11 protein-coding genes and 2 pseudogenes are annotated in these 11,816 nt (G+C 37.5%); 7 read left to right on the top strand and 6 right to left on the bottom strand.

All coding sequences use genetic code 11. The features are described from left to right. Nucleotides 1-93: 93 nt before the first annotated feature. The 4 genes and pseudogenes from PY770_RS00750 to PY770_RS00740 form a co-directional block, all read right to left on the bottom strand. On the bottom strand, nucleotides 94-1,446 hold the full coding sequence (locus PY770_RS00750; RefSeq protein WP_163601121.1) for an SLC45 family MFS transporter: 1,353 nt from the start codon (nucleotides 1,444-1,446) through the stop codon (nucleotides 94-96). Nucleotides 1,447-2,125: 679 nt separating this feature from the next. Continuing rightward, on the bottom strand, nucleotides 2,126-2,212 hold the full coding sequence (locus tag PY770_RS00745) for a LacI family DNA-binding transcriptional regulator (RefSeq protein WP_395433278.1): 87 nt from the start codon (nucleotides 2,210-2,212) through the stop codon (nucleotides 2,126-2,128). An 11-nt stretch (nucleotides 2,213-2,223) separates the two neighbouring features. Continuing rightward, nucleotides 2,224-2,412: pseudogene (locus PY770_RS07130) on the bottom strand (transcriptional regulator); the annotation flags it as partial. A 286-nt stretch (nucleotides 2,413-2,698) separates the two neighbouring features. After that, entirely contained in the window at nucleotides 2,699-2,977 is a 279-nt protein-coding gene (locus PY770_RS00740; RefSeq protein WP_163601122.1) for an MFS transporter, read from the bottom strand. Between the two features lie 116 nt (nucleotides 2,978-3,093). Here PY770_RS00740 and PY770_RS00735 point away from each other — a divergent pair, with 116 nt between their 5' ends. From PY770_RS00735 to PY770_RS00705, 7 genes and pseudogenes are all read left to right on the top strand, one after another. Then, entirely contained in the window at nucleotides 3,094-4,128 is a 1,035-nt protein-coding gene (locus tag PY770_RS00735; RefSeq protein ID WP_163601123.1) for an MFS transporter, read from the top strand. Beyond that, nucleotides 4,115-5,278, top strand: coding sequence for an MFS transporter (locus tag PY770_RS00730; RefSeq protein WP_103428645.1), 1,164 nt, complete (start codon nucleotides 4,115-4,117; stop codon nucleotides 5,276-5,278). The genes PY770_RS00735 and PY770_RS00730 overlap by 14 nt, the downstream gene beginning before the upstream one ends. 137 nt (nucleotides 5,279-5,415) lie before the next feature. Beyond that, nucleotides 5,416-6,742: pseudogene (locus PY770_RS00725) on the top strand (aspartate aminotransferase family protein). An 18-nt stretch (nucleotides 6,743-6,760) separates the two neighbouring features. Then, nucleotides 6,761-8,236, top strand: a complete 1,476-nt coding sequence (locus tag PY770_RS00720; protein ID WP_163601124.1) for an APC family permease — start codon at nucleotides 6,761-6,763, stop codon at nucleotides 8,234-8,236. A gap of 100 nt (nucleotides 8,237-8,336) precedes the next feature. Next, a complete protein-coding gene (locus tag PY770_RS00715; protein ID WP_014081484.1) occupies nucleotides 8,337-8,534 on the top strand; it encodes a hypothetical protein in 198 nt (65 codons plus the stop codon). Nucleotides 8,535-8,780: 246 nt separating this feature from the next. Beyond that, nucleotides 8,781-9,179 (top strand): IS200/IS605 family transposase, encoded by a 399-nt coding sequence (tnpA, locus tag PY770_RS00710; RefSeq protein WP_014081459.1) that lies wholly within the window; start codon nucleotides 8,781-8,783, stop codon nucleotides 9,177-9,179. Next, a complete protein-coding gene (locus PY770_RS00705) occupies nucleotides 9,179-10,357 on the top strand; it encodes an RNA-guided endonuclease TnpB family protein (RefSeq protein WP_275045964.1) in 1,179 nt (392 codons plus the stop codon). Before tnpA ends, PY770_RS00705 begins: the two co-directional genes overlap by 1 nt. Nucleotides 10,358-10,486: 129 nt before the next feature. Here the strand turns inward: PY770_RS00705 and PY770_RS07145 are convergent, their stop codons facing one another. Beyond that, nucleotides 10,487-10,732, bottom strand: a complete 246-nt coding sequence (locus PY770_RS07145) for a helix-turn-helix transcriptional regulator (protein WP_225362388.1) — start codon at nucleotides 10,730-10,732, stop codon at nucleotides 10,487-10,489. Between the two features lie 182 nt (nucleotides 10,733-10,914). Next, complete coding sequence (locus PY770_RS00700) at nucleotides 10,915-11,688, bottom strand: (S)-acetoin forming diacetyl reductase (protein ID WP_225361251.1); 774 nt, start codon at nucleotides 11,686-11,688, stop codon at nucleotides 10,915-10,917. Nucleotides 11,689-11,816: the final 128 nt, after the last annotated feature.

The following is an 11,816-nucleotide window of genomic DNA, read 5'->3' as shown; positions in this document are numbered from 1 at the left end:
AAGACTTTCTACCTCTTTCATTTTTCGAATACTTAGCTTCAGCGCTAATATCTACGACGACTGATCGCACATATTACGCCGAAACGTTAGCCATTATTGTGCATTTACTGGATTACTGTGAATTTCCTTGATAAACCCAACACTAACAGCACCAATTAACATTAAGATTCCGGATACTAAGATCATTGATGGGAAATGTGAACCAAGTGCAGGAAATAGTGCAAAACTAGCAACCGAAGCTACAATTTGCGGCAAGCAAACTGAACCGTTAAACAATCCTAGATACGTACCCATGTGATCACCAGGCAATGCGTTGGTTACCATAATGAATGGGTATGCCATCATACCTGCCCATGAAATACCGATTAAAATAAATGAACCAATCAACAAATACTGTGAGTGAATAAAGAATACCGATGTGAAACCAATTGCCCCTAAAAAGAGTGACAAAGCATAACCCGTTTTGTTTTTAGTTGCTGGAATTTTTGATAAGACTAGTGACCACACGACGGCCGCAATAGCATAAACCGCTGACAAGATACCAAACCAATTACCACCATTCTGATACCCAGCCGATGTTGGATTAGTTGCATGGAAAATATTGTCTGCCACAGTACCAGCACCATATGTCCACAAATATTGGAATGCCATCCAGCAGAAGAACTGAGTCAAAGTAACCATCCAAAATGTTTTTGGCGCACGCTTTAACAAAGTCAAGAAGCCACCTTCACCATCATTTGGTGTATTCAAAGCATAGCCATGATATAACTCATAAGTGGCATCATCGTATTCTTTCACGTTAAAGACTGCAATTAGTGAAAAGATAACTAAGATTAACGCACCAACATAGAATGAAATAGTCACAGAAGCTGGAACCTGACCTTTAGGTGCTGTATTAGCAACACCAATCGCTGTCAACAAGAATGGAAAAATTGTTGCAAGGACAGACCCTGTATTAGACAAGAAACTTTGAATTGAGTACGCGTATGATTTTTGGTCTTCATTAACCATGTCACCCACAACCATCTTGAAGGGTTGCATTGCAACATTAGAACTCAAATCCATGAACAAAATTGTGATTGCTCCAAACCACAAACCGGCAACAGTTGAAAAACCAAAACTACCTGAATTAGGCAACAAGAACATCACAATAGCTGCCACAGAAGCGCCACCCAATAGGTAAGGCATTCGACGACCAAAGCGTTTTGTCCAAGTGCGATCTGAAAAATAACCAACTAGTGGTTGAACAAACAACCCTGCCAATGGTGGTAGGATGAAGAAAGCTCCTAACTTAGTGGGATCAGCACCCAAGGTCTGAAAAATACGTCCCATTTGGGAACTCTGCAATGAAAATGCCATCTGCACGCCCAAAAATCCAAAACTTAGCATCCAAATGGTGCTTAGCGGCAAGTTTGGCAACCCCTGCCCTTTTTTCTTATCTACCATAATTAATTCCTCCATAATTTTTTGAAACATAACTGATTTGCTCTAATCATGCACCAATATATGTAACGCTTATAGTATAGAACATTTGGATAATTAATGGAAGCGTTTGCGTAATATTAACGATAACATTATGCAAATTTATTTTTTATCGAACAGCTATAGCTGCTGAAATGCTGGTATTTCCTAATTCTATCGTTTTTTGATTCAATTTAAGAAATAATTTGTGCGACAATTTTTTCAACAATTAAGGCAAACACTTGTCTTATGGGTGTTTAATTTCGGCTGAACCGCACTTAACACAACAAGTGCAATCTAATCGCTCGCACGGATAATCGTAGTCGGCAATTAGAAATTGTGCATTAAGTTCAATACTAATCTAACGATAAAACAATATAATAAATATCACGATATCCCTGCCGGCACATATATTCAGTCGTTTATTCAATGCCTGCTCGATTATTCACGTCAATAGATTGTGTCTCTGCCGTAATATCTAAGCTAATTTTCAGTGTCTAACCTTTTTGTAGTAAATTATAGCTAAACGAATCAATAATTCGGTTCAACTGTTGTAACATCTTCTAAAAGTAAGAAACGAATGACATAATGGCGTTGGTTGACTAATGACCGTACGACTTGATTTGGCAGATAGTCAACGGTCTTTTTTTATTGCATGTTGTACTCACACCATCAGTTCAGGTGATACTTGATCTGGATGATTAATTACATGGCTAAGTGTCATTTTTGAGACATGCGCCTTTCGTGCAATATTATTTTAATTCACCACGTCTCATCACAAAATTCAGGTAAACGGTACGGCACAATCACGCTTGTTGCCTTAGTTTGCTCCAGGACAGAGCGCTGATCGTTAAACAATAATCGAATCGCTTCACTGCCCAAACTACGTGGCAACACATCAACTGAATAGAAATCCTTACCACCAAGTCGTGCATATTCAGAACGATTAAAAATGTGGCCGCAAACGTCAACAAGTTTAGTTTAAAAATAAATAATGCCAACAAAGCGAGACTAGCAATTAAGAAAAAATCGATTAATAAATTTTTCTTTGTCATCTTTTCTAATAATTTTGCCGTAATTAAACCTGCGACTAAAACACCAATTCCGTAAAACATATCTGTAATTCCATAACTAACGCTGCTAACATGCAAGATATGACTAATATACCCCGGCATCGAAACGTTAAATATCTGGGTTACCAACAATGGTAAAACCGATAAAATTCCAAGAAACAAAACTAGTCGATGATTTCCAGTGGAACGGCCCGAATTAAAAAGGTCCCAATAATTACGTTTCTGCGAGTGAATTTATCAGTTACATAACCCGCAATTGGCGAAATCAAAAAGCCTGCTAATACGTTAATCGCTAAAAAGGTTCCCACGATGCTATCGGAATTGGTTTGCTCCAATACATACCAGTTAGCGCCGACAGTCGTAAGTCCTACTCCAAACCCAGAAATGATGTCTGAGATGAAGAAATTTCTAAATTGTTTTTGCTGTAATAATGTACTTTTCATGATTTTCATCCTCCGTTGCCCATAGTTTACATGCACAGAAGTGAAGGAGTATCATTATGTAAAGCTTTTCGTCATAATTCATTTTACAGACTGATTTAAAAGGAAAGAGTGCCACTATGACTAATGGAGAATTAATTAAAAAACTACGTAAGGAACGGCGTATCTCCCAAGCACAACTGGCAGCGGGAATTTCGACTCCGATTCTATCTTTATTAGTTGGGGAACATCGACTTAATCGAGTAATTGGCCTTACAATGGCGGTTTTTATCTTTGGTAACATTTTATCAGCGATTGCCCCAACCTTTTTTGTGCTGATACTCTCCAGAATTATTACCGCATTGGTTGCTGGAATTACCATTTCAATTGCAATCACCTTTGCTACCTTTATTACACCAAAAGCCAAACAAGCTTGGATTGTGTCCTGGGTATTTTCGGGATTTAGTATTGCCTCAGTCTTTGGGGTTCCAACCGGAACGTGGTTAAGTAGTAAAGTTGGTTGGCGACTAACTTTCTGGATTATTGCCATTCTTTCAACACTGGTGCTCGTTGCCTTTCAATTAGCACTTCCACATGATCTCAAACAGAAAAAAGTAGAACATTTTACTGATCAATTTAAAATTCTAACTGATAAACGCATCCTGTTAGGAATTTTCGTGCCTGTACTTTCATTGGGTTCGGTTTACATCATTTATACTTACATCACTCCTATTTTGACTGATTCATTTGGCTACAGCATTAACTTCGTAACCATTTACCTGGTCATTTATGGAATTGCTTCCCTCATGAGTAATCAGACTGCTGGTCGTTTAGCCTCGAAAAACGGTTTCCAACGGATTTTCAAATTTTACATAGTACAAATACTCGCCCTTTTAGGCATTTCTGTCTTCTTTAAAATGCCAATCATTGATTTAGTTTTGATTATTTTACTAGGATTTACCATTTATCTAGCTGGAGCAACATGTCAGCTATTTTACATGCACATTGCGGAAGAAAAATATCCTCAATCACTTGTTTTAGCTTCAACGTTTAATCCAATTTTTAGTAATTGGTGGTGCCATTTATACTGCCATTTTATTGGTAATTCTTTGGGTCTTAACTCATCACACTCAATCATAATCAACTTAAAAGGAGTTATTTATGAAAAGTTTTAAAATACAAACCCTAATTCTCATCGCGATTGCCTTCATGTTAGGGATGAGTGAATTTATTATCGTGGGAATTTTAGGAGATATCGCTGATAATTTTCACGTAGAAATTTCGACAGCTGGATTATTAACCACTATTTTTGCGGGAGTTTATGCAGTTTCAACACCGATTCTATCCCTAATGGTTGGTGAACGCCGTTTAGATAAAGTTATGGTATTAATCTTATCGATTTTTATTTTTGGAAATATATTATCTGCTGTTTCCCCTAACTTTTTTGTCTTAACCATTTCTCGTGTTATTACCGCCCTTGTATCTGGAATTACCATTTCCATTGCAATTACATTTGCGACTTATATCACTCCACCCAACAAGCGAGCTTGGATTGTATCCTGGGTCTTTTCTGGTTTTAGTATCGCATCAGTTTTTGGAGTTCCAACTGGAACATGGTTAAGTAATCAAGTTGGTTGGCACATTACTTTCTGGATTATTGCGGCCTTAAGTTTTTTAATTTTAATCGCCTTCGTGATTGCATTACCCCACGACTTACGCCAAAAGAAAGTGGACCACTTTACTGATCAATTTAAAATTTTCAAAGACAAATTGATTCTCTTAGGAATTTTTGTTCCTGTTTTAATGACAGGTGGTGGATATGTTGTCTATACTTACGTGACGCCAATGTTAACTAATTCATTCGGTTACAGCATCGATTTTGTCACGGTTTTCTTAATTATTTATGGGATTGCAAGTTTAATTGGAAACCAAGTTGCCGGTCGTTTAGCATCTCGTGACGGAATGAAACGGATTTTTAAATTTTACATTCTTCAAGAAATTGTTTTACTAGGTATTTCAATTTTTTTCAAAGTTTCAACAATTGATTTAGTCCTAATTATCATTTTGGGCTTTACCCTTACACTTGCGGGAGCAACTACCCAACTCTTCTATATGCACATTGCAGAAGTTAAGTATCCACACTCATTAGTACTTGCATCTTCCTTTAATCCAATTTTTACCAATGTCGGAATCGCAGTTGGTTCTGCCACTGGTGGTATCATCGTAAACTCAATTGGAATGCCTTTCTTAGGATTTGGTGGTGCCATTTATACCGCTATCCTTTTAGTAGACCTTTGGCTAATTAATCATAAATTTTCTAATTAAATAGTAAAAGACAATCATTAATAAACGTGATTGTCTTTTTATTTACCTAAATCCGAAAATTTAGCATTGACATTAATTTTCATTCGCTTTACATTTTAAAAAACTTAAATAAATCTTAAGCAAAGGGAGTTTATACTATGTCAAATCAAGAAATCTTAGATCAAGAACAACAACATTACGCGAAAGCAGCTCGAATTAAATATTTTGATATCGTTATCAAATCTGGTAAAGGTACCATTTTAACTGACAAAGATGATCATCAATACATTGATTTACTTTCAAGTGCTTCAGCCACTAATACTGGCCATTGTCATCCGCACGTTGTGGAAGCAATCAAGCAACAAGCAGAACAATTAATCCAATATACGCCTGCCTACTTTGCTAACGGACCAGAAGCAAAATTAACTCCTCGTTTAGCTAAATTAGCTCCCATCAACGGACCTGTAAAAGTTGCTTACGGAAATTCTGGGTCTGACGCAAACAATGACATTATCAAATTTGCTCGTGCTTATACTGGTCGCCAATACATTGTCAGTTTCACTGGTGCTTATCATGGTTCAACCTATGGTTCCATTTCAACTTCTGGCGTTAGTTTAAACATGACCCGCAAGATTGGTCTATTATTACCCGGAGTTGTGAAAGTGCCATTTCCTAGTCCTTGGTATCGGTTACCGAACGAAAGCGATGATGATTTTTCTGATCGCATGTTTGACGCTTTTAAATTACCATTTGAAACCTACTTACCTGCTGACGAAACGGCTTTAATTGAAATTGAAGCAATTCAAGGTGATAGTGGTTTTATTAAAGCACCTGAACGTTATCTCAACAAAGTTTATCAATTTGCTAAAGAACATGGAATTTTATTTGCTGTCGATGAAGTTAACCAAGGCTTAGGGCGGAGTGGCAAAATGTGGTCCATTCAACATTTTCCTGATGTTCATCCGGACTTGATTGCGGTTGGTAAATCAATTGCCTCAGGACTTCCACTTAGTGCTGTTCTAGGACGAGCTGAAGTGATGGATGCCTTGAGCGCTCCCGGAAATGTGTACCACAGCGGGTAATCCAGTGACGACTGCTTCGGCAAATGCTACCCTTGATGTGATTGAAAACGAACACTTAGTTGAACGAAGTGCCAAATTAGGCAAGCAAGCTAAGGCTTTTTTTGATAAAATGAAAGATAAATTTGATTTTATTGGAGATGTGCGCATTTATGGGTTAAATGGTGGCATTGATATTGTGGATCCAGCAACTGGAAAAGCAGACGATGACGCCGCTACCCAATTAATCACACAAATCTTTGAATTAGGAGCTTTAATGATTACGGTGCGCGGAAACATCTTACGTTTCCAACCACCATTGGTAATTAAAGAAACTGATTTAAACAAGGCTTTTAGTATCATAGAACAAGCAATGCAAGAATTAAATGATGGAAAACTACCACCAGCTAAACCAATGGGCTGGTAATATTTAAAGGAGTATGACATGAAAAACATTTTCAAAAAAATGAATGAGAAAGTCGACTTTCATTTTTACGCATCAAAAGATAAGCAACTGAAAAAGACCATGACAGTAAAAGACTTCTTAGCTTTAGGGCTAGGGACCATTCTTTCAACCTCAATCTTTACCCTACCTGGATTAGTTGCTGCTAAATTTACCGGACCAGCCGTAGTTATTTCGTTCTTACTAGCCGCCGTAGCTGCTGGTTTGGTAGCAATGAACTACGCTGAAATGGCTTCAGTGCTTCCATTTGCTGGATCCGCTTATTCTTGGATTTCCGTACTATTCGGTAAATTCTGGGGTTGGATTGTTGGTTGGGCGCTACTTGCCGAATACCTAATCGCGGTGGCCTTCGTTGCTGCTGGATTGTCGGCTAATGTGCAAGGATTAATTTCCCCATTAGGTTGGAAAATTCCAAACGCTTTCGCTTTTCCACTTGGAACAAACGGTGGTGTCATTGATATCATTGCGGTGGTTGTCGTAGCTTTAGTTACGTTTATCTTACTTCGTGGTGATGCTGGAACTACTAAAGTTGCCAACGTCTTGGTTGTTTTGAAACTTCTTGCTATCATCACTTTTGTAGTGGTTGGTGCAACTGCTATCAAAGCCCAAAATTATGTTCCATTCTTCCCTAAGCCACATGCCCTTTCTGATGGTACCCAATTTGTTGGTGGCTGGTCTGGAATTTATGCCGGAATCTCAACCATTTTCCTTTCATACATTGGTTTTGATTCAATTGCTGCTAACTCTGCCGAAGCTAAAGATCCTCAAAAAACAATGCCTCTTGGAATCATCGGTTCTCTTTTAATCGGAACGGTCTTCTTCGTAGCTGTTTCTCTAGTTATGGTGGGAATGTTTAAATACTCAGCTTACCTTGGTAATGCTGAACCAGTTGGTTGGGCTCTTCGTCAACAAGGTCACGTAATTATTGCATCCATTGTGCAAGCAATTGCCGTTGCTGGAATGTTGGTAGCCTTGATTGGAATGATGATGGCTGGATCACGTTTAATTTACTCATTTGGTCGTGATAAAATGCTTCCAAAATCAATGGGTAAACTAAATAAGAAAAAAATCCCACAAAATGCTCTTTGGATCATCACTGCTGTTGGAGTTGTAATGGGAGCTGTCTTCCCATTCACTTTCTTGGCTCAATTGATTTCTGCTGGAACCTTAATCGCCTTCATGGCAGTTTCACTTGCAATGTATCCATTGAGAAAACGTGAAGGAAAGGATCTTCCTAAGGCTGCTTACAAACAACCCTTCTTCCCTGTTCTTCCAATTCTTGGTTTCCTTGGATCACTTACCATTTTCATGGGACTTGATGTCCAGGCAAAACTTTACTCAATCGTTTGGTTTGTAGTTGGAGTAATCATCTACTTTGCTTATGGCATGAAGCACGCTGACTCAGCTCTTGATGAATCAGATGTTAACACTGATGAAGAAATCAACGAAAATTTATAAAAATTAAATAAAATTCAATTAAAAAGAGCGGTTTTCTTACCGCTCTTTTTTGTTTCATACTATAATGTACTTATATGATAATTCGAATGGGGGAATGGAAATGAAAGAAATGATTGCTGCGGCTTTAGTATTAATGATGTTATTTTGCCTAATGGTAGAAGCGGCTGTATATGTATTCGTAAAAAATCCATCTCCTAGCCAAAAAATGACTTATAACTTATTTGATAAAATTTACTGTTTTTGTTTGTTTTTAATTTGTGCTTTAGTAGTTGCCCTTTCGGTGTTGAGGGGATCGTAATGATTTGATTATAGGTGAGTCCATACCTCAAAGTTGGAAATTAAAAGAGCCCCATTGTTGCTTAACGCAAGTAATGGTAGGCTCTTTTTTGCTATACAAATTTAATCTCAATTTTTTTATCCATAATTGGCGAGAATACCCCCACTTCGACAAGTGGGGGATGAATCGCCTCCTTAAAGCACGATAGTGCTTTTTCTTTTGCGCTATGGTATATTTAGTATATGTTAAAGAATCGTGGTGATAACAATGGAATTAGATAGAAATCAGCACTCAGTATATCTACTCAATTATCATTTAGTAATGGTTGTTAAATATCGGCGTAAAGTCATTAACGATGAAATATCTGAGTATCTGAAACATCGTTTTGTAGTAGTTGGTCAGTCTTATGGTATTAATCTTCAAGAGTGGAACCATGATATTGACCATGTTCATGTCTTGTTCCGCGCAACACCGCATACGGAGATGGCTAAGTTCCTGAACGCTTATAAATCATCAAGTTCTCGAATGGTTAAGAAACTATTTCCAGAAATTAAGCGTCAGTTGTGGAAATCCGCTTTTTGGACCCAAAGCTATTGTTTAATTAGTACTGGTGGTGCACCGTTAGAAGTAGTAAAAAAGTACATTGAAAGTCAAGGGAGAAAGTAATGGTTCTTAAAGCCGTGAAAATGCGTATATATCCTAATTCCGAGCAACGTGACCGTTTAATGCAAACCTTCGGTTGCGCTCGTTTTGTGTGGAATCAGATGCTTAATATGCAAATTGAGCGGCAAAAGAACAATCCAGAAGCCAAGTTTGTCAATGCCTTTGGCATGAACAATCTTCTAAAACGATTAAAAGAAGAATATCCCTGGTTGAAGCAAGCAGAATCAACATCCTTGCAAAGCGCTAATCGCAATCTAGCCGACGCCTTTCAGCGTTTTTTTAAAGGGCAAAATAAGTTTCCACACTTTAAGTCACGAAAGTATGCACAGAGCTATAACTCGAAATGTGTTAACCACAACATTAAAGTGATTGACAATCACCATATTAAGTTGCCTAAATTAGGGGTAGTTTACTTTCGATCAGGACGTTTGCCACAAGGCAAAATCAAGAACGTTACTGTTCGCCTAACTGTTGCTAATCAATACTACATTACCGTTTTAACTGAATGCGAAAACCAAACATTAGCTAAGACTGGTAAGCGCGTTGGTGGTGATTTAGGATTAAAATCATTACTTAATCTATCCGACGGTTACAAAGAGCCAATTCACCATTTTGAAGATAAGTATCGTAAGAAGAAGCTACACCATTGGGAAAAGTTGCGCAGTCGACGCTACCTATTAGCTAAACAAGCCATTGCTTGGGATTATCACAATAAGGTCTTAGCTCCACGGCAATTAGACGACTTCAAAAACTACCAAAAAGCTCGTGTCATGGTTGCTAAATATCGTCAAAAAATCGCCAACCAACGGTTGGATCAGTTACAAAAGTTCACAACCAAGTTAGTTAAACAATATGACATCATTGTGCTAGAAAAACTTAACATTAAGGGCATGTTGAAAAATCATAAACTAGCTCGAGCGATTACCAACGCTAGTTGGTCTAAGCTAGTTAGTATCTTGCAGTATAAATGTGATTGGTACGGTAAAAAACTCATTCAGGTTAATCCAGCATATACTAGTCAAATCTGTATTAACTGTGGGAAAAGCAACCATCGGTTAGGTTTAGATAAATCGGAATGGCTAGATGTTCGTGAATGGGATTGTCCCAACTGCGGGACCCACCTAGATCGCGATATCAATGCAGCTCAAGTAATTCTGAAAAAGGGGTTAGCTACCCAATAATTAAGCTATTTAGGCCTGGGACGGGCCTTGGTCAATAGTCGTAACCTCTGCTCGAAAGTTCACTTAGAACCGGTAGAGTAAGTATGCGATGTTCCCAGAATCTCCCACTTCAAGCGTCAAGCCGTAGGCTTAGCTAAGTGGGAGTAGTTCAATTGTCTTATCAGCTATTTCATTTAGTAATTTGAAAGATGGATTCGTTTCTCCTGTTTCAATTCTTGAAATTATTGATTGGGTTTTTCCCACTAATTTAGCAAATTCAACCTGTGATAATCCAAATTGATCTCTTAATGATTTGACTGCAAGGGCTAACCCAGTCTTAGAAGCTTCTTCATCATAAAAACGTTTAAATTCTGGATCTTTTGAGTATTCTTTAATTAGTTCTTCAGTTTGAGTAATAATAATTTACCTCCTAAAATTATTTAACTGATTGTGCTTTTTCGAAAACCCGTGGGTAATCACCAACTTTGAATGTTAGATAAGTGCAAAAATTAAAAAGAGCTTCCAACACTATTATAAGTATTAAAGCTCTTTTTTAATATGAAATTTTATTAATTAGACTAATTAAAGACCATTCCACCATCAATTAATAGTGATTGACCAGTCATATAATCTGAATCTGGGCCTGCAAGATAAGAAACACATCCAGCAACATCTTCTGGTTTTGATAAGCGTTTTAAAGCAATATCCTTTGCAAATTGTTCCATTCCCCATTCAAAGGGTTTACCAGCATTATCAGCAACTTTTTGGGCAATATCATTCATCATTGGAGTAATTACAATTCCAGGACAGTAAGCATTTACAGTAATTCCAAAATCAGCTAATTCACGAGCAGTTGTTTCAGTAATTCCGCGAATTGCAAACTTAGTAGAACCATAAACAGTTAGATTAGGATTTCCAGTCATTCCCGCCTGTGAGGAAGCATTAATAATTTTACCACCGTGACCTAGTTCTTTGAATTTTTTAGAAGCAGCTTGAATTCCCCAAATTGTACCACCAACGTTGATCTTTTCAGTATCTTCTAAAATTTCTGGAGTCACTTCATCAATTGGAGTTGTAGGAGCAACTCCAGCATTATTTACCATGACATTAAAATCACCAAAGTGTTTAGCAGCTTTTTCAACTGCTGCAAATACTGCATCACGGTCAGCTACATCAGCAGCAATTGCAATGGCATCACCATGATCATTTTGAATTTCTTTAGCAATTTTTTCAACCTTAGATTCTGTTCTTCCAACCAAGGCAATTGCAAAACCATCTTTATGCAAACGTTTAGCAATTGCTGCACCAATTCCTTGACCTGCACCTGTAACTAAAGCAACTTTTTTCATAATTCACGCTCCTATTGTTTTTTATATTTTGATTGTAGCACTTACCTTTAAATTATGTACTTATAACCATCATTCCCACAGCTTTAATTTATATAACCCCTCTTTGTTGGTATAATTAAGATAAACACTAC

Source organism: Fructilactobacillus sanfranciscensis (assembly GCF_029023685.1).
In the GTDB taxonomy this organism is placed as follows: Bacteria; Bacillota; Bacilli; order Lactobacillales; family Lactobacillaceae; genus Fructilactobacillus; species Fructilactobacillus sanfranciscensis.
The sequence above is the reverse complement of the archived record's forward strand: the minus strand, read 5'-3'. Positions and strand labels throughout refer to the sequence as shown.